At 43.0% G+C, this 24,569-nt stretch carries 16 protein-coding genes; 14 read left to right on the top strand and 2 right to left on the bottom strand.

What is annotated here, in order from left to right; translation table 11 throughout:
- Position 1: 1 nt before the first annotated feature.
- Genes HMPREF0671_RS05775 through HMPREF0671_RS05760 form a run of 4 tightly spaced genes read left to right on the top strand, consistent with a single transcriptional unit; the run spans position 2 to position 9,209 of the window.
- Positions 2–2,167 carry an alginate lyase family protein gene (locus tag HMPREF0671_RS05775; protein WP_231725669.1) on the top strand — a complete coding sequence of 722 codons (2,166 nt, stop codon included), beginning with the start codon at positions 2–4 and terminating at the stop codon, positions 2,165–2,167.
- Positions 2,168–2,176: 9 nt separating this feature from the next.
- Positions 2,177–4,327 (top strand): surface glycan-binding family protein, encoded by a 2,151-nt coding sequence (locus HMPREF0671_RS05770; protein WP_036897898.1) that lies wholly within the window; start codon positions 2,177–2,179, stop codon positions 4,325–4,327.
- Positions 4,328–4,368: 41 nt separating this feature from the next.
- The gene (locus tag HMPREF0671_RS05765; RefSeq protein ID WP_052052873.1) at positions 4,369–7,512 is read left to right on the top strand and encodes a TonB-dependent receptor; all 3,144 of its coding nucleotides are present in this window, start codon (positions 4,369–4,371) and stop codon (positions 7,510–7,512) included.
- A gap of 17 nt (positions 7,513–7,529) precedes the next feature.
- Positions 7,530–9,209, top strand: a complete 1,680-nt coding sequence (locus tag HMPREF0671_RS05760) for a RagB/SusD family nutrient uptake outer membrane protein (protein WP_036897892.1) — start codon at positions 7,530–7,532, stop codon at positions 9,207–9,209.
- Here the strand turns inward: HMPREF0671_RS05760 and HMPREF0671_RS05755 are convergent.
- Positions 9,178–13,119, bottom strand: coding sequence for a two-component regulator propeller domain-containing protein (locus HMPREF0671_RS05755; protein ID WP_084589726.1), 3,942 nt, complete (start codon positions 13,117–13,119; stop codon positions 9,178–9,180). The two genes, HMPREF0671_RS05760 and HMPREF0671_RS05755, sit on opposite strands and share 32 nt — an antisense overlap.
- A 512-nt stretch (positions 13,120–13,631) precedes the next feature.
- Here HMPREF0671_RS05755 and glf point away from each other — a divergent pair.
- The 8 genes from glf to HMPREF0671_RS05715 all read left to right on the top strand — a co-directional run bounded on the left by glf (position 13,632) and on the right by HMPREF0671_RS05715 (position 23,730).
- Positions 13,632–14,759: a UDP-galactopyranose mutase gene (gene glf / locus HMPREF0671_RS05750; protein ID WP_036897889.1), complete on the top strand. Its 1,128-nt coding sequence runs from the start codon at positions 13,632–13,634 to the stop codon at positions 14,757–14,759.
- Between the two features lie 269 nt (positions 14,760–15,028).
- The gene (locus HMPREF0671_RS05745; RefSeq protein WP_232223170.1) at positions 15,029–15,586 is read left to right on the top strand and encodes a plasmid pRiA4b ORF-3 family protein; all 558 of its coding nucleotides are present in this window, start codon (positions 15,029–15,031) and stop codon (positions 15,584–15,586) included.
- A gap of 122 nt (positions 15,587–15,708) precedes the next feature.
- A complete protein-coding gene (locus HMPREF0671_RS05740; protein ID WP_036897883.1) occupies positions 15,709–16,719 on the top strand; it encodes a hypothetical protein in 1,011 nt (336 codons plus the stop codon).
- Between the two features lie 936 nt (positions 16,720–17,655).
- A complete protein-coding gene (locus HMPREF0671_RS05735) occupies positions 17,656–18,948 on the top strand; it encodes an MBOAT family protein (protein WP_198025884.1) in 1,293 nt (430 codons plus the stop codon).
- A gap of 6 nt (positions 18,949–18,954) precedes the next feature.
- Positions 18,955–19,836: a hypothetical protein gene (locus tag HMPREF0671_RS05730; RefSeq protein ID WP_036897880.1), complete on the top strand. Its 882-nt coding sequence runs from the start codon at positions 18,955–18,957 to the stop codon at positions 19,834–19,836.
- A gap of 68 nt (positions 19,837–19,904) precedes the next feature.
- Positions 19,905–21,440, top strand: coding sequence for a hypothetical protein (locus HMPREF0671_RS05725; RefSeq protein ID WP_036897876.1), 1,536 nt, complete (start codon positions 19,905–19,907; stop codon positions 21,438–21,440).
- The gene (locus tag HMPREF0671_RS05720) at positions 21,437–22,642 is read left to right on the top strand and encodes a Coenzyme F420 hydrogenase/dehydrogenase, beta subunit C-terminal domain (RefSeq protein WP_084589725.1); all 1,206 of its coding nucleotides are present in this window, start codon (positions 21,437–21,439) and stop codon (positions 22,640–22,642) included. Before HMPREF0671_RS05725 ends, HMPREF0671_RS05720 begins: the two co-directional genes overlap by 4 nt.
- Positions 22,639–23,730 carry a polysaccharide pyruvyl transferase family protein gene (locus tag HMPREF0671_RS05715; protein ID WP_036897870.1) on the top strand — a complete coding sequence of 364 codons (1,092 nt, stop codon included), beginning with the start codon at positions 22,639–22,641 and terminating at the stop codon, positions 23,728–23,730. The genes HMPREF0671_RS05720 and HMPREF0671_RS05715 overlap by 4 nt, the downstream gene beginning before the upstream one ends.
- Positions 23,731–23,867: 137 nt before the next feature.
- On the opposite strand, the gene HMPREF0671_RS12585 is transcribed toward HMPREF0671_RS05715, so the two are convergent.
- The gene (locus HMPREF0671_RS12585; RefSeq protein ID WP_255347964.1) at positions 23,868–23,999 is read right to left on the bottom strand and encodes a hypothetical protein; all 132 of its coding nucleotides are present in this window, start codon (positions 23,997–23,999) and stop codon (positions 23,868–23,870) included.
- Here HMPREF0671_RS12585 and HMPREF0671_RS12670 point away from each other — a divergent pair.
- Positions 23,979–24,239 (top strand): hypothetical protein, encoded by a 261-nt coding sequence (locus tag HMPREF0671_RS12670; RefSeq protein ID WP_369793929.1) that lies wholly within the window; start codon positions 23,979–23,981, stop codon positions 24,237–24,239. The genes HMPREF0671_RS12585 and HMPREF0671_RS12670 overlap by 21 nt on opposite strands.
- A gap of 14 nt (positions 24,240–24,253) precedes the next feature.
- Positions 24,254–24,569, top strand: a 316-nt coding sequence (locus HMPREF0671_RS12665; RefSeq protein ID WP_156958370.1) for a DUF1919 domain-containing protein, incomplete at its 3' end; no start/stop codon positions are given.

Here is a 24,569-nt window from a genome sequence, read left to right as displayed (position 1 = left end):
AATGACTATAAATAAAATAACCATCATGAAACACTTCACGTTTTATCCTATTATGGCATTGTGTATAGGGGCATCTATCAGTGTAGGATGCTCTAACGACACTTTGAGTACGACAGAAAAACAAGTGGTAGACTTAGTATCTTACCCGGATTCTGTGGCGTCCGATTCGGTAGATAAAGCCTTATTTGAGGTTTTAAACCTAGACTATCCCGGACTGGAAAAAGTAAAAGAACAGTATGTACAAAGGCAGTATTACCATGCAGCTTGCGAACTATTGACCTATTATCGCAATCGAGCTAACGTGGTAAATCCTAACATCGACCTGATGACACCGACCATCTCTCCGGCCGAACAAAACATGGCCGACCAAGCATTGCAGCATCGTTTCTATATTCGTAACTTCAAAGAGAGTACGGCAAATGGTGTAGATACCTACTATTCTTTCGTCAACAATGGGAAGATAGATTGGGAAACGCTGGCAGCTACGATGCCCGATCAGGAATTTAAAAACCAGTTGCATCGTCATCAATGGATGCCGGCATTAGCTAAAGCCTACAGAGTGACGGGCGACGAGAAGTATCTTGAGTCGTGGAAAGCCACTTATCGAGCATGGATGGCGCAATATCCCAATCCCCAAGCTCGACCTGCCGATAAAGACGTAGCATGGGTTGGACTCCAACCTACCGAACGAGTAAGGGACAGAATGGATATATTGCCCTACTTCATACAGTCGATGAAGTTTGGCGCCGGATGGTTGACCACTGTTTTGCGAGCTTTCCATGATGAGGTGGAAATCATCAGATTGGGCTATTATAACGACGGAAGCAATATCAGACTGTCTCAGGCTAAGTCGGTTGCTACAGCCGGATTGTTGATGCCGGAGTTTAAGAAATCGGCCGAATGGTTGAAAGAAGGCGCTGCAATGGTGAGCGACGAGTTGAGTAATCAGTTCAATGACGATGGTGTACAAAACGAACTTGACCCCAGTTATCATATCTCTGCTATCAGCGACTTCAATGCTATGTATAAGCTTGCACAGGTGAATAATCGTCTGGATGTGTTCTCGTCGAGCTATGCGAGTAGGATGAAAAATGCAGTACGGTTTGTATGCGACTTGATATTCCCCAATTATTCGTTAGACAACTTCAACGATACGCGCAACTCATCGTATACCAAGAACGTGATATTAAAGAATCTTCGCGTCTATGCCGATATGTATCCGGAGGATTCGGAAATACAATGGTTGGCGACGGAAGGGCGTCAAGGGACGATGCCTACCCGCTTGGTGAGCACTTATGCTACGTCGGGTTATTATATGTTGCGTAACGGATGGAAGTCCGATGCTACCATGATGGTATTGAAAAACAATGCCAATCCCAATAACAAATGGCATTGCCAGCCCGATAACGGCACGTTCTGCATCTATAAGAATGGTCGGAACTTCTTCCCCGATGCAGGTGTGTACTCTTATGGTGGCACCTATGAGAGTAATGTGGCTCGTAACTCTTATGCAGCTACGAAGATGCATAACACGATGACCGATTTGAGTGCGGTAATAGGTAAAGGCTATATGAACGGCAAAATGCTGAAGAACGAGCAGCAAGCTCAGGCACAGTTGTTGGTCACAGAGAACAAATCGTACAAAAATCTGACGCATCGTAGAGCTGTGTTTTTCGTAGAAAACCGATTCTTTGTGATAGTAGATGAGGGTTATGGAGATGGGAATAAGGATAAAATCAACCTGAATTTCCATCTAGCAACAGGTAAGGGAGCCGAAACAACACTGGTAGACGACTTGTCGGCTCAGCATGTTTATGGTGCACATACGGCCTTCGGAGATAATAACAATATGCTTATTCGCACATTTGCGGAGACAAACCAAGACTTTGGATATGCAAACCTTACTTCTCCTTATTCCAATAAATTGGGCGAGGTGAATGGTAGTAGAATCGGTTATCAATATACAATCAGGAAGCCGGAAAAGGGAGCTGCACGCTTTATTACCGTGATTTGCCCGTTCGGTTCGGCTGCTGACTACGCAAAACAGACTGTAGAAGCACGGTTTACCGATAACCCGAAAGAGGCAGCAGGTACTTTCCACGCCGGTGGAGCGTCGGTAGAAGTGAATGTAAACGGAAAAGTATATCAATTGACATACACGCTTTAAAGTTAGACTATGATACGAAGAATAAAATGTATGACGGAAACATTCCTATGCACACTGATAGTGTTGCTCAGTGGAATGATGGTAGTTTCGTGTTCGGAAGAAACTGTAGACAGTGGTAAATTCCAACTTTACTATTCGGATGTTACCGATATAGGGCCTTCGATGAGCATGACGCTCTATGCACCTACGTATATTGGAGCGAAACCTTACGACTTTGAGATAACGCGCGTCATGCTTGATGGCGCGGCAGTACAGACCGAAAGCTTTGGCATAGACAAGGAGACGGGCGCCATTATTATTGCCAATACCAGCCAGTTAGCTATTGGTAATTATGCATTGAGCGTAGCTTGTAAATCGGCTGGGAAACACTATGCGTTTGAAGATATTGTACACGTGAATATGATGCGTACGGTACCGGAGGGCATTGTGGCTACACCTAATAAGATAGATGTGAAGTATGAGGATGTATTATCGAAGAGTATATCAGATTTACCCACCTCTGCTATAACTACAGATGGAAACCATATCCATATCACGAAGTATGTTGTGGCCAATGTACGACACGAAGGTGAACTGGTAGAGAATGATGAACTGTTTGCCGTATCGGATGCCGGAGTGGTGTCTTTTGGTAATAAACATCAAAATTTGAAGCCCGGTAAATATGTCATTGATATGAAGTTGACGACAGCAGTGGTCGATGCGGAATCGACCGAGGGACTGTTTGCCAACGCTATAGAGGTAAATGTTGCGTCCAAACCGTTGTCGCTAGCCTATGATCCGAACTTCAGTAAGGTGGAACAAGGTACCGAGGAACCGACTAAGACGGTAACTCCGGTAATGGTAGGCTCGCGCGAAGGATTGAAATATAGCGTGAAGTCGGTCGTTCCGGCCAATACGCCTGTCAGCATAGATGCCACGACGGGCGAGTTGACGTTGGCAAAGAACAACTTAGCGATGGGAACTGAGTGTAAGGTTGCGGTCACTGTGACCAATGCGTATGGCTCTACCGACTTCGCACAAGCCTATACTTTCACCATTGTTCCTCTGATTCATGCTATTACGAAGTTTGCTTATGAGCCCACAGTAGAACTGATTGAAGGTGCGGCATTGACCCAAAAGGTGAAAGCTATTGCTGGCGATGAGGTGAAATATTCGTTTAAGGACTTGCCTACTGCGTTGGTCGGAAAGTTGAATATCAATGCCCAAACAGGAGAAATTACTGCCGATAAAGGCAATGGTATAGCTCAAGGAAATTATACAATCAACGTGGTGGCAGAGAATCCAAAGGGAAGTATGACGGCAACGTTCACTTTGAAGGTCATCAAAAATAAATATCTCTTCACCTATGTACATTGGGGAAACAACATCGGATTGTCTCCGGTGCGTAATTATGCGAGCCAATATCGCATTAAATCGGCTGCTCCGCTGGTGATGAAAGTGCAGTCGACCGATATTCAGAGTGGTGTAGAGGCTGAGTATAGTATTGATACTAAGAATTCGTCGACAACAGATGTGACTATTGATTCGCATACCGGTGAGATTACGTTCAATAAGTGGCAAGGCGGTAAAGTGTTCATGGTGCTGGTTGTTACCACTACCGGTAAGGGCACATCGGCCGAGGTTACAGTGAAGACACCGGTGTTTGTACATTGCTCGAAAGCTGTGAAAGGTGTGTCGGTAGATTATACTCCGTTTGTATTACAGGTGAATCCGCGTACTGGTGGAATCTCTAATGCCCCCACGGTAAGCGGAGGTAAGCCGGGTAAGTTCTTGATGGACTATCGTCGTTCGTTCAATTACTATAATATAGGTGGACCTGCTTCGCATGTGACAGGCGTATTGAAGGCCGGTGTTACCAACACGTTCATGTATGCGATGTGGAAAAACTATTACGGTAGTGCGGCTGTGAATGCCGGTGCTCGTAAGCCTGTGTCGTACTATGATAATCAAGGTGCGCTGAACACAACGCTGTGTTATGTGGACGCAACGAAGGATTGTGCAGTCCAAGTAAATGCAAACAAGTGGATCGTTGACCAAGAATATGCCAACGGGGTGTTCATCGGGCAGATGACGTTTACCAACGATGGCAATGTAGGTAGCGTGGCTAAGGGTAGTCAGATATTCCCATTGGCTATCTGGTTTGATACCAATTTCAAATAGGATTGGCACTGAATACTAATGAAAATAATTGCAGAAGAAATATGAGAAAGATAATTCTAGATATGAAAAAGAAGAGCGTCTTGATGATATTGTTGCTTTTGGTAGGCGCAATAAGTGCTTTCGCCCAATCCGGCGTGAAAGGTACAGTGGTCGATGAAGACGGCGAACCATTGATAGGTGTTACCGTAAGGGCTAAGTCGGGAGCTGGTGGTACCATTACGGATATTGATGGTAAGTTTACGATACCGAAAGTGAAGAGCAAGGTTTTTGTGTTTTCATATATCGGATATAAGAATGTAGAGATGCGTCTTACCTCTGAAAAGGACTATCGTATCGTGATGCAGAGCAACAATGCGACGTTGAACGAGGTGGTAGTAGTGGGCTATGGTAATATGAAGCGCAGCGATATTACAGGTTCCATAACCAGTGTTAACGAGCAAAAAATCCAAAACTTCAAGACCGGTTCGGTAGTAGAGGCGTTGGGAGGACAGATGGCCGGCGTGCAAGTAACGGCTGCTGATGGTACTCCCGGTTCGGGTTTTGATATAAAGATTCGTGGTGTCGGTACCGTGAATGGTGATTCTTCACCGCTGTTTATCGTCGATGGGTTTGAGGTAAGCAATATTGATTACCTTGCTAACTCAGACATAGAGTCTATTGATGTGTTGAAAGATGCGTCGGCATCGGCTATCTATGGTGCCAGAGCAGCCAATGGTGTAGTGCTGGTAAAGACGAAATCGGGAAAGCAAGGGCGTCCGGTCATTGCTTATAATGGTTCGTTTAGTCTGCGTTCAATCTCAAAACATTTGGACTTGTTAGATCCTTATGAGTTTGCAAAACTACAGATGGAGATTAACCCTACGAAGTATGCAGGCACTTATTATAAGGAAGGAAACGACGCAGATGGTAATCCTTATCGCTACCAGTCGTTGGATGATTATCTTCATGTGTCCGGTATCGACTGGCAGAAAGAAGCATTTAAGTCTACTTGGTCGCAGAATCATGACTTCAGTATATCCGGAGGTAGTAAGGATTCTCAGTATGCTGTCTTGTTCTCTCATTTCGATGAAGACGGTATTTTCACCAATAGTAGTTTTCAGAAGAATACCGGTAAGTTGCGTTTGAAGCAGAATATCAACAAGAGCATCAACATGGATGCTACCATCAATTACTCCAATTCGGTGAAAAAAGGTATCGGTACGGCCGGCACGGGTGGTACATTGAACGTGCTGTCTAATCTGCTTCGTGCTCGTCCTACGGGTGGCTTGCAAGTTACCGATGAGGAATTGCTCACCTCGGTGTTCGACCCTTTGTTGCTTCAAGAGAACGATAGTTACTCCCAAATCAACCCTATCAAACAGTCGGAGGCTGTTAATAATCGTGTACAGGCAGAATTGTGGGGAGCCAATTTAGCTTTCAATGTGCGACTGATGAAAGGTTTGACTTTGAGAAGCGCGGCTACTTACAATGTCACCAATACGCGTACCGATTTGTTTTATGGCGAGAATTCCAGCCAAGCTTATCGTGGTGGAGGCACGTATGGTTCTACTCAGATGCAGAAAGACTTACGTTGGTCTACCAATAATACCCTAACCTATAAGACCATCTTGGCCAAGAAACATCATTTAGATGCGATGTTGGGACATGAATTTTCTTTCCGTAGCAATGAGTATCTTCTAGGACAAGCCAAGGATTTCCCCTTTGAGAATCTAGGAAACGACAATCTTGGTTTGGGAGCAACGCCTAGTCAGGTGGCTACTAACCGCTATGAAAAGAAACTACTATCTTTCTTTGCGCGAGCTAACTACAACTTCGACAATCGTTATTTGCTCACAGCAACTGTCCGTGCCGATGGTTCTACGGTGTTTGCCAAGAACCATAAGTGGGGCTATTTCCCCTCGTTCTCAGCAGCATGGCGTGTTTCTGAGGAGAAGTTTATGAAGAATGTGAAGCCTATTTCTAACTTGAAACTGCGTTTGGGTTGGGGTACTGTGGGCAACGATCGTATCTCTAATTACCTCTCTATGGACCTCTATACAGAGAGTAAGTATGGTGTTGGCAACAAGATGGTAACTGTGCTTACCCCGAAACAGTTGGCTAATATGAACTTGAAGTGGGAAGGTCAGTCGACATTGAATGCCGGAATAGACCTTGGCTTGTTTGATAGTAGAGTGAATCTATCGGCCGATTTCTATGTCAAAAATACCAAAGACCTGCTTTTAGCACAGAATTTAGCTTATGTAACCGGCTTTGAATCGCAGTGGCAGAACATTGGTAAGGTTCAGAACAAGGGCTTGGAATTGAACTTGAATACCGTCAATATTCGTAGCAAGAAGTTCATGTGGCAGACCGATATCAATGTGTCTTTCGTTAAAAATACCTTGAAGTCGTTGCAAGACGGTACACTGTCGATGTATTCAGCTACTCGTTTCAACTCCAATTTCAGCAGCTACGACTATGTAGCGATGGTAGGTGAGTCGCTTGGTAAAATTTATGGCTATCAGTTTGATGGCGTTTATCAGATGTCCGACTTCAATCTTACGCCATCGGGAACGATGACCTTGAAGCCCGGTGTGGCTGATATTAGCAAGCATGCCGGTCGACAAGTGGTTCCCGGCATGGTGAAATATAAGGATATTGATGGCAATGGAGTCATTGATACTGCCGACCGTACCGTTATTGGTAATGGTTATCCCACATGGTATGGCGGTATTACCAACACCTTTAACTATGCAGGTTTCGATCTGAGTATCCTCTTCCAATTCAGTTGTGGTAACGATGTGTATAATGCCACTCGTATGTTTAATACGCAAACTCAGGACGAACGCAGCAACCAATTGGCTGAAACGGCCGACCGATGGACGCCTACCCATGCTTCTAACATGGTTCCGTCGGCCAAAGGCTATGTGAAGAACGAACTCTATTCACGCTTTGTTGAAGATGGCTCTTACCTAAGATTGAAGAATATTACACTCGGTTACACCGTCCCATCTCAGCTCATCCGCAAGTGGCATTTGAGCAAAATGCGTGTTTATGGTACGGCTCAAAATCTCTTCTGCTTAACCAAATATAGTGGTTACGACCCCGAAGTGAACATGCGTAATAGTCCGTTGATGCCGGGATTTGATTGGGGAGCATATCCTAAGAGCCGTGTATTTACATTCGGTTTGGAAGTACAATTCTAATAAATAAACATAGTGTCATGAAGAAAAACATTTTTCGATATATTGCAAGTGGGCTTTTAGCTTTGATAGTACTAGGCTCATGCTCGCTCAATGAGCAGAATTTCACTGAGGTGGAAAAAGATAAATACGTGAATAGTGCGAAGGATGCCGAGAAAGTTTTGCTCGGTGTGTATCGCAGTATGACCAATGAGGGACTGTATAGATACCATCTGTCGTTGCTTTTTACACTGCCTACCGACTTGGCAAAATGCGAAGGTTCCAGTACCAACGGCTTTCGTTTGGTACCTGCCAATGCCTATACCAGCACACAAGACGAGGTGAGAGCTACGTGGAAAGAACTGTATTCGGCCATTTATAATACCAACGACTTCTTGGAAAATCTGTCAAGTAAGGTCGATACTTATAATGATGTAGATAAGAAACTAGCCACTGTTTATATGGCCGAAGCTCGATGTCTGCGTGCCTTATATTATTTTGAGTTGTTACGTTGGTATGGACATATCACGCTGACAACGAAGACCAGTGCTTCGCAAGAAAGTCCTAAGACGTTCGAACAAACTGCTCCCGACAGTGTGTACCGATTTATCGAGGCCGATTTGAAGTATGCTGTGCAGAATTTACCGTACGCTTCTGACGACCAACTGCGCTCTGATAACTCTTTCCGTATGTCTAAAGGAGCTGCTTTAGGATTGTTGACGAAGGTGTATGCTACGTGGGCGGGGTATCCGGTACACGATGAAAGCAAGTGGGAAGAGGCTGCTAAGACGGCTAAGGTGTTGATAGAGTCGGGCAAACACCATCTGCTTACCGACTATGAACAGCTTTGGAAGAACACCTGTAATGGCAAGTGGGATTCTGCCGAAAGCCTTATTGAGGTGTCGTTCTATTCTCCTTCGATTACAGGACGTGGGACAGAAGATGCCAGTGGGCGTATCGGGAAGTGGAACGGTGTATCGGCTAGTGGTATCAAAGGTATTCGTAATGCAGCTAACTGGCGTGTCATACCTACTTTCTTAGGCTCTTGGCCGAATCATGCCAATGATAAGAGGTGGGCAATCTCGTTTGCCGACTATCGTTATACAGCTAAGGGCAAACAGACTTTGTCTAACCAAGGTACCTTTGAAGAGAGCTTTGCCGAAGATGCTAAAGACGAATTGAAGCGCTCGTATGCCAATAATATCTGTCCGGGTAAGTGGGATACCGAGAAGTATGTGGAAGAAAATAATTATCTGGTAGATGCCAATCTGTCGAATGTCAATTGGTATGTGCTGCGCTATGCCGACGTGTTGCTACTCTATGCTGAGGCTTTGAATGAATGGCATAAGCGTCCCACGGCTGAGGCCTACACCGCTATCAACATGGTACGTCGTCGTGGTTATGGATTGCCTGTGGCCACTCCAAGTAGTGTCTGCGATTTGTCGGGGTTGGATTATGCCTCGTTCCAGCAGGCTGTACGCGATGAGCGAGCTTACGAACTAGCCTTCGAAGGACAGCGCCGACAGGATCTTGTACGTTGGGGCATATACTATCAGAGTATCAAGAAGACCGAGCAGAACCTCGTCAATTGGTACAGTGAGGGTGCCACCTATTATATATGTTCGGAGTTTACACAAGAAGGCAAGCACGAATTGCTACCAATTCCACAGCGCGACTTAGACTTATTGCCTAAGTATCAGCAGAATCCGAAGTGGCAGTGACGTCTCTGTCGGCATACTCGGAAGGTAGACAATTGAAGCGAGATTTAAAACTTGCAGTGAAATAGGAGGGAGTATTGAACCCTGTCATATAGGCGATTTCACTGATGCTGTACCTTCTACTACGTAGTAGTTCGCAAGCTTTCTTGAATTTTACGCGCTTGATGAACTCATTGGTAGATTCGCCTATTAAGGCCTTCATCTTGAGATGAAGATTCGATCTACTCATAAGCATCTCACGGGCAAACCTCTCTGTAGAGAAGTCGCTGTCGGTGAGATGCTTTTCTACTATCTCCAGCGCACTCTTCAAGAAGTCTTGGTCTATCGGATTGACGGCTATCTCTTGAGGCTGTATGTTTACTTTGCCCTTGTAATGTTCAATAGCTAGATGGCGTGTACGTAGTATATTGTGAATCTTACTCTTGAGTATCGACATGGAGAAGGGTTTGGGCATATAGTCGTCGGCGCCTAGTTTGAGACCCTCTAACTGCTCGCTTTGCTCGGTTTTTGCCGATAAAATGATGACCGGAATGTGGCAAGTCTCTATCGTTTGTTTTACATGTTTGCAGAATTCCAAGCCATCCATCAGAGGCATCATCACGTCGGTGACGATGAGTTGGGGCTGTTCGGTTGTCAATAAACTTAAAGCTTCTTGTCCGTTCTCAGCCGTCAAGATACGGTATTGTGGGGCTAGCGAGCTTCTGATATATTCTCTAATATCGTCATTGTCTTCCACTATCATGATGGTTTCGGCATTTTCTGAAACAGCCGTTTGGGCTTGAGTAGTGGTAATAACTTTCTCATTCTCTTGGTAGTCTTCTGCCCTATAAGGCAATAAAACGGTGAACCGACTGCCTTCTCCTTGTTTGCTTTCGACCGTAATCTCGCCATGGTGCAGCGTGCAGAGATGCTTCACGAGCGAAAGTCCGATACCTGTTCCGGCATGGTCTCTATCTGTTTGGTAGAATCGCTCGAATATTTTGGTTTGATGTTCGGGTGCGATTCCTTCGCCGGTATCTGCTACAGAGAGTACCATATAGTTGTCTTCGACATTTCCTATTAAGCTAATTTTTTGTCCACGTGTGGTATGCTTGAAAGCATTAGAGAGTAGATTGTTTATTATAATGTCGATAAAATTGGGGTCGCAATATGTTTCTTTGGGCAAATTCTCTATATCTATTTGATAGTCTATGCCTAGTTTGGCAGCCTTCTTTCCGAACACTTCATACAATCTTGTCAATAGATTGGCCGGCGATATAGGCTTTACCTGCAGTTGGAAATTACCGGTTTCGGCCTTTCGGTAGTCTAGTAGCTGGTTTACCAAGTGCAACAACCGATTGGTATTGGTATGTATCAGTTGTAATTGGTGCTGTTGCCATGGGGCGGTTGTGCGTTCTTGCAATTCTTGTAAGGGCGATGTTATCAAGGTCAGTGGCGTACGAAGCTCGTGAGAAATGTCGATAAAGAATTTATGTTTCATCTCGTTGACTTCGCTGATGCGCCTCTTTTCGGCTCGCTCCTGAGCCAACTGCATTTCCATCTTTTTCCTTTCTAACAGATAACGGAATATCATGATAGACGCCAGCGCTATCACAATGAGGCTTAATAGCCTAAACCACCACGTATGATACCAATGGGGTAAGACCTCGATTTCGAGCATATTCTTTGCCTTTCCCCATAGACCGTCGTTGTTGGCTACCTTTACTAATAATTGATAGGTGCCGTGAGGAAGGTTGGAATAGGATGCTATACGGCTCTTATTTCCTTGATGCCATTCACTTTCGTAGCCTTCCAGTTTGTAGGCAAATGTGTTGTGTGCACCGGCAATGAAGTTGGGTACGGAAAATTTAAAGGCCAACATGGATTGTCCGGGGGATAAAGTGATGGCATGGGTGCGTTCTATTTGCGTCTGTAATATGTGGGTCTTGTCGTTTGGAGTGACGACCGTATTAAACAGTCTGAGCTCGGTGAGTATAGGCTGTGGGGCATAATGATTGTTCGCAAAGTGCTGCGGATTAAATTTTGTAATGCCATTTACGCTGCCGAAATAGATGTCTCCGGTAGGGCTTTGATAGTAGGCATTGGGCAGAAACTGGTTGCTGGAGATGCCGTCGGCATTGGTAAAGTTTCTGAATTGATGGGTTTTGGTGTTCCAGCAACATAGGCCGTTGTCGGTACTAATCCATAAACTACCGCGCTTATCGACGACAACGCCGTAAACCATGTTGCTAGGCAGACCGCTGGCAACGGTGTATTGTTTGGTAGCCCCCGTAGCTATATTTACACAATAGAGTCCCCGTTGGGTACCCACCCACGCCTGTCGGTCGGTGAGGGTGATACTGTTAATGGCTACGTGGCGTAGTAGATGCTTCTGGTTTATGATACTATTCTCTCGTAGTGTGGCTTCCTTGGCATCGTAGACTATCAGTCCATTTTCGGCTCCGGTCCATAGACGGTTCATGCCGTCTTGTTCTATGACCCTGATTTTGCGTTGGGGTAGTTTGCCACCTGTGGCTGTGCGCACTTCTGAGAATTGATGGGTGAGGGTGTTGAAGTGTCTCAATCCGGTGAGTGTACCTAGTAGTAAGGTATGGGCATTGGTACCTTTGGTGATGGCATAGATACTGTTGTCGTCGGCATTTCCGGTATGTGTAGTGTAGACTTGAGTCTTATTGGTTATCGGGGTGACGATACACAACCCTCCTAATTGGGCTCCTACATAGATATTTCCGTTGGTAGGATGTATGTAGATGGATTTGATGTCGTTCGACCGTAATCCGTCTCGTGTTGTGATATAGTTGAAGGCGTGTTGCTGATAATCGTAGATAGCGATACCACCATTGGTCCCTAGCCACAGTCTTTGATGCGAATCTTGTGTTATAAAGCTGGTTATATTGTGGTTGTTGGCATCGATACTGCGATTGTGGCGTATCTTGGTGAATCGGTTCTTCTGTGGGTTGTAGTAGTTCAGACCACCAAAATAGGTACCTACCCACATACCTTTTTGATTGTCGCGCAATATGCATCTGACAGAGTTTTGCGATAGACTGCCTTCGTCGAATGAGTTGCTACCTATGTATTGCCATTTGTCCTGGATGTCAACGATGTTCAGACCATTGACCGTTCCTATCCATAACTGTCCGTCACTATCTACTGACAGGCTGCGCACATAGTTGGAACATAGTGGTGAATTGCTCGCTGTAAAATGCCGTTCTTGCTTGTTTTGCAAGTCAATACAGTACAGACCTTCCCCCTCAGTTCCTATCCATAGCCGATTTTTGTGTAAAAACATGTCTTGTATATGCCGTCCCTGCCATTTGGCAAAATCCGATTTCCATACTTTCCGGGTCTGTGTGTTGAGCATATACAGCCCGGATACGGTTGCAATATATACTGTGTGGCCGGCTTGATACATACACGAAGTGTACGGCAGGTGGAGTTTCTGAATGAATTTTCGGCTTTGTGTATCAAACAGATACACGCCACCATTGTTGTTCACGATGAGTTTACTCTTGGCATATTGGCAAAGATGGCGTATGCTTCCACCTTTTGGAGCCTTGTAGTTTTCAAAGTATCCCTTGTCAACATTGTAGTGCGCCAAACCTGTTGCGGTTCCTATCCATAGTTGGTCTGTGCTGTCTATGAATAGGTTTTTGATGGCGTCGTCGCCAATACTATACTGATTGCTATCTGAATGGCGGAATACTTTAAACTCGTAACCGTCGTATCTATTGAGGCCTGCACTTGTGGCTACCCATAGAAATCCTCTCTTGTCTTGGGCAATATCAAATATGGTGCTTTGCGATAAGCCTTCGGTCAGCCCTATGTGGTAGAAATATAGTGGGGTGGAGGCTCGCATCCAAGACGAGAGACTAACGACAAATAGAGTGAATAAGAGTATCTGTTTTTTCATGTAATATACTGTATATAAGGTTACAAAAGTAGATAAAATAGATGAATCTTCCAACTTCGATAAGTAAAAAGGACAGGGTAACAAGGTTATACTGTTGTGTTATGGAGTGGTAGTATAGAGATATGATGTGGCCATATTCCCATACATGGTTTACTGCGGTCATTTGCACGTGCCGGTCACTCTACGTGTTTTTCCTGAAATTAGTTGTACATTCATTATTTTTATAGTACATTTGCAATCAGTACAAAGACTGTTATTGATAATCTGCGAGCAAGGCCATGTGGATAAATCAACTATGGTTGATGAAAGGGAGTATCTTATTTGTTAAAAAGCAAAGGCGCAAAGCCCTTTGTATTTTCATGGAGCACCCCTGTTGCCTTTGACATTCGGCCAACCTCTGAAGCGGACGACCTTCTCAGCCTCGGAAGATAATTTTCTTCCACATACCCCGTCTGTGGCCTTGCAATGGGGGAGGAGAGGGTGTGTCCGTCCAATGTCTAAACTTTTTCAAGATGCATTTCGACTACCTTATTGTAGGCTCAGGCCTGTTTGGGGCAACTTTTGCCCATCTTGCCAGGAAGCAGGGGAAGCGATGCTTGGTGATCGACAAGCGTGCCCAGCTCGGTGGCAATGTGTATTGTGAGAATGTGGAAGGCATCAACGTCCACAAGTATGGTGCCCACATCTTCCACACCAACAGCAAAAGGGTGTGGGATTTTGTAAACTCCATCGTTGAGTTTAACCGCTATACCAATTCACCCGTGGCCAACTACAAGGGACGGCTCTACAACCTGCCGTTCAACATGAACACTTTTTATCAGATGTGGGGCGTCACCACGCCGGCAGAGGCGCAGGCTAAGCTCGACGAGCAGCGTGCCGAAGCTGTGGCCAAGATGAAGGCCGATGGCATTGACGAGCCTCGTAACTTGGAGGAGCAGGCTTTGGTACTCATTGGTCGCGACATCTATGAACGGCTCATCAAGGGCTACACCGAGAAGCAGTGGGGGAGGAAGTGCACCGAGCTGCCCGCGTTTATCATCAAGCGGTTGCCTGTGAGGTTGGTTTTCGACAATAACTACTTCAACAACACCTATCAGGGCATTCCCATCGGTGGATATAACAAGCTGATAGACGGACTGTTGGATGGTGTTGAGACTCGGGTGAATACCGACTTCTTTGTCGATCGGGACAAGTGGAGAAAAGTGGCCGACAAGATTGTATATACCGGGAAAATCGATGAGTATTTCGACTATGCGCAGGGCAACCTTGAGTACCGCACCGTGCGTTTTGAAAACGAGGTGCTCGACACGGCCAACCACCAGGGTAACGCGGTGGTGAACTACACGGAGGCCGAGGTACCCTATACGCGTATCATCGAACACAAGCACTTCGAGATGTTCGGTCCTGATGTAGAAAAAAATCCCAAGACTGTCATCTCGCGCGAATATTCAACGGAGTGGGCACCCGGCATGGAACCCTACTATCCCGTGAACGACAGTCGCAACAGCGAACTGTATGCCCGTTACAAGGCGTTGGCCGACAAGGAAGAAAACGTGATCTTCGGCGGTCGTCTGGCCGAATACAAATACTACGACATGGCACCGATAGTGGAGAAGGTGCTGCGGATTTATAATTCATAATTATTTCTGCATCGACACCCACAACTCTTCACAACATTTAAGTTGTGTCCAGTCGTGTTAGTCGTTGCAAAAAACATAACATTTAATCAGCGACTTGTTGCTCCCACCTAACTCCGTTGCTGAATAACAAATAACATAGAGTCATGAAGAAAAAAGCGAGAATCATTCCTATTTTCCCCGGGCTTGAAAGTATATCCGACCTTAATAGTCTGCGTGAGATTTTCGAAAACGCTGGTGAAATGTCGGACCTATTCAAGGGCAAAAGCCAGGTGCAACCCTCGGGCAAGAAAGGTTTGAAAGTGACCTATCAGTTCAAGATAAAATTACGGGGAACGTCGAAGCCACCTGTATGGCGCCGCGTGCTTGTGCCTGACCACTTCACGTTTTCCGGCTTCCATGCCGTTATTCAGGAAGCTTTTGGCTGGTGGAACGAGCATCTCTATAATTTCTGCGACGTGCCCTACAGTCGTGTACTCACCATCGCCGAACCCAGCGAAGACGACTGGCAGGAACCCGACTACGATGCCTACACCTACACCTTGGGCGAGTTTTTTGGAGATGGCAGTGTGACAAAAAAACTCTGCTATGTCTACGATTTTGGCGACGACTGGACACACGACATTGCCCTTGAGAAGGTGCTCGACCAACCTTCCGAACACGCTACCTGTACTGCCGGCAAGGGAGCATGTCCCGAAGAGGACTGCGGTGGCATCTGGGGTTATGAGCAGATGAAAGAGACCGGCGAGATCGATGCCACCGACTTTGACGTGGACGAAGTGCGTGAGACGGTTGAAGAACTTCCTTATGATGGATACGAGCCGTGGTGAGAAAAATTGACGCAAAAATTGAACGACACCTATAGGTAATGATGTCACGAAGACTCATATTAAGCTTCCTTGCCTGTTTGGTTTTATCGACTGCGCAAGCGCAAAAGTTTGACCTATATAAAATGTTCCGAGGTATTGGTCGTGGAGATGATATGGGCGATGTGCACACCTGCACGGAATATGGAACACAATGGACGCTGAAGACAGACGGCTACAATGCGACAAATGCAGGGGATATAGTTCTCCATATGGGATCCAAAAAAGATAGTGTGAGATACGTGGAGATTGAATCTTTAGACGCCTTCGACCATGTGGAATCAGTCAAGGTAGATGCATATTTGAAATATGCCTACACCATAACGATAAAAGTAAGCGACACGACTTTCTGTTGCAAAAAGAAGGACGGAGACGGCAAAGACTTTGTGCAACATACTGCTCCTTTCTACGGTGTCACGGGCAAGGTAAGCGTCAGGTTCGAGTTTCCTGACTTCCGGAATAAGCAGATGTACCTCAAGTCCATTGAGGTGGTCACGGGATTGGACGATAAGCAAAATATAAAAATCCCCGACAAGGCACGAGATACAGTTTCATGCACTGTGAAGCGCACATTCTCGAAAGACTACTGGAATACGATTTGTCTGCCGTTTGATGTAAACAAGGACGACCTAAATGCCAAATTTGGCACCGGAAAATTATTAAGGACGTTCACGGGTGAGGTTGAAGGCAACACGATGATATTCAGCAAGGTATCAGAAATAAAAGCTGGCAATCCTTATCTCCTCAAACCCGCGAAAACAGTAAAGAACCCAACTTTTACCAATGTGGTTTTCACGGCGCAAAAATCGCAATCGGTGAATGTTCCCACAGGAATGTACTCATTTGTTGGCACCTACGATCCTGTTGAGTTGGAAACCGATGGCACGGAGCTGTTCCTCGGCAACGGTGACAGACTGTACAAGCCCTCAACTTCACGCAATTGGATGAATGGCATGCGCGCTTTCTTCAGGATACAAAAATCGTCGGGTGCATCGGCAAAAGCCAAATATTCCATAAAGTTCGAGGACGAAACGACAACAGTCAAAACCATTAACACAGATAGACGACCACTCCACAACCGAACATACACCCTCTAGGGAATAGCCGTGGACGACACCAAGCCCCTGCTACCCGGAATCTACATCAGGAACGGGAAGAAAATGTATGTTCGCAAATAAAATCATACCGTGCAACACAAACCATATATACAGCCAACAACCGCACTCCTCAACACAACTCAACATCTCAGCTTTTAGCCGGCTCAGAGCATCCGGGAATAAACATAGACAATAATGTTGATACCAGTGGCAATCCCATCGAAGGCGATGCCAGCGGCACCCACTCCAAATCCTTCGATCTTGATACAGAGGAAATGTGGGGAGATGGGTGGGAGTAGAATGTTCTTAGTTTTGGAATAATAAGCATACCCTTATGTAAGGATTAGGGCATAACAAGCCAATATATTGAAGCCGACTTACATAGCGACGGAATATATCGTAGGCTTTGCAGGCACAATGCTATGTTTGGGTATATGCAAAACTATAAGTTCTATTTCTTCACTTTCAAAACTCATAGATGAGTTGTCGAATATAGGAAAATACACGTTTGGCATCTATGTTGTGCAGATTTTCGTGTTTGAATGATTAGCTGTTGCTATCCCATTTTTTCAGGTTTCTGAGATAGGAGTTCTTGAAGGTTTGGTTCTGCTGCCTGTTGTTGGCATCGTTTTCACCTTTATTTCCTACTATATTGTCAGACTTACATCAAGAATACGATGGGTAAACAATCTGTTTTATGGTGGGCAATACGCGTGATAGATAAGTTGTTATAAAGGAAAATATACCAATCTGCATTAATATTAAAATAAGGGACTAAGTTAATAATAACAAGAAATGCTTATCAATTCTATCATTTTTTGGTTTTTTTTCATTATAGTTTTGTTACCCTATTTCACGTTACTCAATAGTGGTAGAAAACAAAATGTATTGCTGCTGTTGGCTTCCTATATTTTTTATGGGTGGGCTGATAGGAGAATGGCTATACTGTTATTCATTGTTACTGCAATATTCTATTATCTTGGAAAAGCGATAACCCACTCTATACACGAAAGATCAAAGTATGCATCAAAATTAACAGCTTTTGGAGTTATTATAGGAATAGTTTTGCTGCTTTACTTTAAATATCTTAATTTCTTTATAGAAGGCTTTGCCAATCTATTTTCGTTGATGGGGTTACAAACGAATTATAGTACTTTCAAGATTGTTTTGCCCATTGGTATAAGTTTCTTTACTTTTAAGTTAATTAGCTATCTCGTTGAGATACGCAGGGGGAATATAAGCACTGCAACCGATTTTATAACTTTCGCGACCTACATTGCATTTTTCCCCACGATTATGTCTGGCCCCATTGATCGTCCCAATACCTTCATTCCACAATTGTATCATCAACGTTTGATCAATTTCGGCTATGTGTCAGAAGGATTAAAGCGAGTACTTTGGGGGCTGTTTACCAAATTATGCATTGCCGACGTTCTCGTTTCTTACACAGATGCAGTATTTAACAATTTATCAGAACATAATATATCTTCTATCCTGTTCGCAACAGTTCTATATTCGTTTCAGATCTATGCAGATTTTAATGGTTATTCGAACATGGCGATAGGAGTTGCTCAAATAATGGGGATCAAGGTTTCCGAAAACTTTAATCGACCATATTTTGCGGATTCTGTAACCGATTTTTGGCGTAAATGGCATATAACCTTATCTTCGTGGATACGAGATTATATTTATATTCCATTGGGTGGAAACCGGAAAGGGAAAATCAGAATGTATATTAACCAAATGGTAGCCATGACTCTCTGTGGTATGTGGCATGGCGCTGCACTCAATTTTATGGTGTGGGGTTTTATGCACGGAATAGCCTTATGCGCCCATAAGCTCTGGTCGCAATCTATTTTAAAGCGTAGTCACAAATACCACCCTGAAGGATTAAAGAGAGTAGTGTCAATCATTTCCACATTTATCATAGTAAGCCTGGCTTGGCAGCTCTTTCGTATAAACTCATTGTTGGATTACAATATTATTTTTTCGCAAATGGAAAAAGGTTTTGGAAATATTGCGCTTATCGATCCTCGAGTTTTTACGGTGGGCTTAGTTTCAACGGCAATGATGATACTGAAGGATTCGTTGGATGAATTTTGTCATCATAGATATTTTATGAGTTCTAATAGCTCGGTAGTCAGACTTATGACTGTTATTTTCCTCATTTCGTATATTATTTTATTTGGAGCATTAGAAGGAAAATCTTTTATTTATTTTCAGTTTTAAATAAAAATGAAAACGTTTTTATACAAGGCTTTTATAATTCTGGTATCTATTGTTATAATTGATGTTGTCGTAGGCTATGTAAGTAGATACACTTTAGCACACCTGCCCCAAAGCAATGCTAATGTTCCTCATACTGTAAACTCACTTATGACAGAAACTACAGACATTCTAATCTTAGGAGCAAGTAAGGCAAAACATGGCATAGATCCTAAAAGGCTAAAGAGAGATTTTCAAATGGACTGTTATAATGCGGGGGAAGACGGTGAAGATATGTTTTTTTATAACTTAATCTTACAAGGAATGCTCTCTCGTTCTACGCCGAAGATAGTTATTGTAGATATGGCTCCTCTTTCTTTAAACAACACCCCAAGTGTTCCTAAATATTTATATGGATTGTCACCAACGGTTGACAAATATGCTGAACAAATAAATACATGGCAAGAGAATATAAAATTGAAATCAAATTTATATAGATACAATAACTTATTCCCATTATTAATAGGTACCATAAGAGGCCAAAATAGAGGTAACGACGGATATACACCTTTAGATGGTGAATACACAAGGGCTGAGTTGGTTCCAGCAGATGAGTTGGTAGTAGAACCAATAGAACAGCAAAGCTTAGACGAACTTGTAAGGACGTGTAGGACAAAACACATAGAATTATACATGTATATCTCTCCATGTCATTATCATAACAACAAGTTGTTTAATGCTTATCTAAAAAAATATTGTACAGAAAACGATGTACATTTTCGTGATATGTCGGAGGATGAAAACTATTTGACAACGAAGTATTATAAAGATAGAGATCATTTAAATAGAATTGGCGCAGAAAGGTTCACCCAAGATATCATACGTGATATCAAAGCTTGTAGACAGGACTGAGAACGTTTTTTATGACAGGATTTTGTACTATACTAACTGCTGTAAGTAGAAAGCTTATTTCTTTATAAATGTCTTCATCAGTACAAGAAAATAATAAGCGTGTAGCCAAGAATACGTTGCTGCTGTATATAAGAATGTGTTTTATTCTTATCATCAACCTATATACAAGCAGGGTAATACTGAAATACTTAGGTGTACAAGATTTTGGAATCTATAATGTTGTAGGGGGCATCACTGCCATGATGGGCGTGTTGAACAGCGCAATGACCGTTGCTACCCAACGTTATCTTTCGTTCGAAATAGGAAGAGATGATTTTGAAAGGCTGAACAGGACGTTTTGTATTTCCCTTTCTATTTATATCATTCTCTGCATCGTTTTCTTCATCATCTGCGAAACAATAGGGCTTTGGTTTTTAAACACGCAATTAATCATTCCTCCCGACCGTATCAGTGCAGCAAACTGGGTTTACCAATTTTCAATATTCGCAGTCATCAACTCTTTGCTAACAGACCCATATAATGCATCCATCGTGTCACACGAGCGAATGGATGTGTTTGCGTACGTAAGTATCTTAGACAATGCTTTAAAACTGTTGATCGTTTTTTGTTTACCCCTTATTCCGTTGGACAGACTCGTAATTTATGGAGCGTTATACCTGTTGGTATCACTTATCATTACAATGATATATCGTATATACTGCATAAGGAATTTCAGGGAGTGTCATTTCCGGATTTACCGTGATACGAAGCTGTTCAAGGAGATATTAAGCTATTCCGGATGGAATTTATTTGGCTCTGTTGCAGGCATAGCCCAAGGACAGGGATTGAATATTTTGCTTAATATATTTTTTACTCCGGTGGTCAATGCAGCCAATGGCATAGCGGCACAGGTAAACGGGGCGGTAGGAATGTTTTTTTCAAACTTTTATGTTGCGGTGCGTCCCCAAATTACAAAATACTATGCCCAGGACGAACTTCAGAGTATGTTTAAATTAGTTTTTAGGAGTTCTAAATATTCATATTATCTAATCTGGACAGTAGCGCTACCAATTATCATTGAGGCACCGTATATCATTAATTTATGGTTAGGCCAATTGCCGGAGTATGTTGTAGATTTTACCCGATTTACCATATTTATTTCGGCTATAACAGCAATGTCGTCTCCAATTATGACAATGGCACATGCAACCGGTAGAATCAGAACTTATCAGTTGGTTGTGGGACTATGTCAAATATTGATACTTCCAATATCATACATATATTTGGCAAATGATTTTCCGCCTATCATCGTATTTGAAGTTTCTTTATGTATGACTCTGGTTGCCTATTTCTTAAGACTATATATTGTGAAAATTCTGATTCCTACTTTCTCAATAAAAGAATATATGAGGGAGGTTTTCGTTGCAGTTATATTGGTGTCGATGCTCTCGGTAATACTTCCTTATTATATGCACTATAGGCTTCCTGTTTCTCTGATAAATACAATATTTGTATGTGGAGCAGCGGTGTTCTCATCCATCATATCAATATGGTTGTTGGGAATGACATCGAATGAAAAACAGTTTCTGATAAACTTGGTGAAAGACAAAATAAAAGCATCATGATAAAGTTAGCTCCATTATCATTGTGTACCGGCTGTGGTGCGTGTGCTTATCCTTGCCCTAAGCAATGTATTACGATGCGGGAGGATATGATAGGGCAGATATATCCCGTTATTGATGGTAACAGATGTATTGAGTGTCATGCATGTGAAAAAACATGTCCTATTCTTAATGAGCCAGAGGGCAACAGTCCCGTTGAGGCATACGCCTCTTGGTCGCAAAATATGGAAAACAGGCGTACAAGTGCGTCAGGAGGTGTTGCACACGAAATTTACGACTATACACTTGGTAGAGGATATTACGTAGTAGGAGCATCAACAAATCCCGATTTCTCGGTCTCATTGAAAGTAACCGATAAACAAGAAGATATTTCGGCTTTTAAGAATTCAAAATATGTATTCAGTTCCGGTTATACTGCTTTTAACGAGATAAAAGATCATCTGAAACAAGGCCATCATGTAGTAGCTATCGGAGTATCATGCCAAATCGCTGCGATGCGAAAAATGTATCGAAACCAGCCAAACATTATTTTTGTAGAGATACTCTGTCATGGCATGACACCACATACCTATCTTCAACAACACATTGCAACGATAGAAAGAGGCATGGGCACAAAGGCTTTTCGTGTGAACTTCAGAGACCCCGCCTTTAAAACTCAAACTTTTATGTTTACGTTGTACGACAAGGATGGAAAATGTTTCTACGCTCAAAGAACCAAGGATGGTGACAGCTACCAATATGGTTACCATAGAAGTGTGAGCTACAGGGAAAATTGCTATCATTGCCATTTTGCGAAAGAGCAGCGGGTTGGTGATATAGTGTTGTGTGATTTTTATGGGTTGGGCAAAACTATACCGTGTAGCTATAATCATGAAAAGGTCTCGTGTGTGTTGATATGTACGGAAGTTGGAAAAGAGTTTTTTAGGGACGTTGTCAAGGAGAGAAATTTATTTGTGGAAGAACGTCCGATAAAAGAAGCGCGGGAAGGCAATCCCCGGCTAACAACTCCTACTCCCAAAACAGAAATGAGACTGAAATTTGAGCAAAATATTCAACGATCCAATGGAGATTTCGAAAAGGCTATAGCCCCGTTATTAGCTAAATACATGAGAGAAATTAACCGCCCTTTGTGGTTGGTTTATTTTTATCTCATTATTCAAAGACTTTCTCGATATTTTCCCTTTCTAAAACGAATTAAGACATGAAATTAGGAATACTCACTTTTCACAGTGCACACAACTATGGTGCAACGTTACAGGCGTATGGCCTATATAAGTATTTAGAACAACAAGGTCACGAGACTTGTGTTATCGATTATAGACCAGACTATATAACCAATACTTATTTAAAAGATGGATGTCGGCAATGGCTGTCGCGTAATGTCGTTTTATGTATAAAACGTCTTCTCTATTATATCAGATATAGAAGGATAAGGCATAAACGTTGGGAAAGATTTAATCAGTTTATCAATACAAGATTTAATTTTTACCTATACTCGCAAAATGACGATTTTTCTTATTTTGATGCGGTGTTTATAGGTAGTGACCAAGTGTGGTCGCCCTATCATACTGGTGGGCAATATGATCCAGTGATGTTTGGGAAAGGATTTAAGTGTAAGGTGATTTCCTATGCCCCAAGTACAAGCCAGGCTGAACTTAACGATGAGCAAAAAAAAGTATTAAAAGAATTGCTGCAGAACGTTACATGCATTTCTACTCGTGAAGATAAGTTTAAAGATCTTTTAATGCCATTGACAGGCAAATCTATTTCTGTGGTTGTTGATCCTACGCTGCTCGCAGGGAGAAGAGTCTTTGATAAAATAGCGGCACCTGTTCATAGAAGCAAGCCTTATATACTTGTCTATGAGATTAAGCCTCACCAAGAAGTATATGAAAAAGCACAGAGCTTAGCCAAGCAATTAAATGCTGATATTGTAGAGTTGACCAATGGAATGCTTGGATATCATAGAGACACGATGGACGAGGCTGCCTCCCCAGAGATGTTCTTAGGCTATATAAAAAATGCAGCTTGCGTTGTAACAACCTCGTTCCATGGTACTGCTTTTTCTCTTCTCTTTCATACGCCTTTTTATGTTGTGCAACAAGGTAATGATGCAGATATAAGGATGGAGTCTCTTTTGGGATTTTTAAATCTTAAAAACCGATTTATAAAAATGATCGACAGCCCTGTCTTTACTGCAGTGGATATGGATAATGCAGACGTTACCTTGCAGGCTTTGCGGGAAACCTCACAGAATTTTATCATAGAAAACTTGTCTGAATTGTGTTCTTAGTAAGACGTCTTGTTAGGACGTTATAGACGCTGAAGATAACTGACAACCCACTCTTGGAGACTATAGCAACAGAACTATACAGATAACAACCTACTTTGAATAATGAGATAAATTATTAAGGACATGAAACCTTAGGATTACCGGTTGTTTATAATGGTGGTAAATACACAGTCTACGATTCCCATTGTCTGTCCATAGAGCATATTGGACCATGCGAGTTTATTTGGCTGTTTCAGCATGCCAAGTTCGTGATAACAACGTCTTTTCATGGAACGGCCTTTGCAACTGTATTTGATAAGCCGTTGTTAGCCGTTGTCAAGACGGCTAATGATAAGGATGGACGGGGTACAACCCTAATGAAGAATGTTGGGAATGAAAAAGCCATAACGTCATATAACAGTTCTGATACCTATCAAGAAAGCGAATTATACCAGCTTAGGGCAGATAACGAAAAGTATAAAGAATATAAACGAGAATCTTTAGCACAGCTAAGGGCAATGGTAAACTAAGATCATATAGAAGAATGGTAAGAATAAACGGACATATTCATGGGTTGTGCCATCGATTGCTGAAGTATCCTCGACTATGGTATCATAAACATAAATCGAGACGACTTGTCAATCAAGATTTTTCTCTTTTTTGCAATAACTGTACGGGTGGAGTTATATTGCATGATTTAAGTCTGCGATTCAATTCGCCTACAATTAATCTCTATATTCAACCGAAGGAGTTTATAAAATTTGTCAGAAATCTGAGAGATTATATGCGTTGCGAGCTGGAGGAAATACATGACGCGTCAGTAGATTTTCCTGTGGGGCGTCTTTCGTTGCCAAATGGGG

The sequence above is a fragment of the Prevotella sp. S7 MS 2 genome (assembly GCF_000762865.1).
Lineage (GTDB): Bacteria > Bacteroidota > Bacteroidia > Bacteroidales > Bacteroidaceae > Prevotella.
This window is presented reverse-complemented; position numbering and strand designations above follow the sequence as displayed.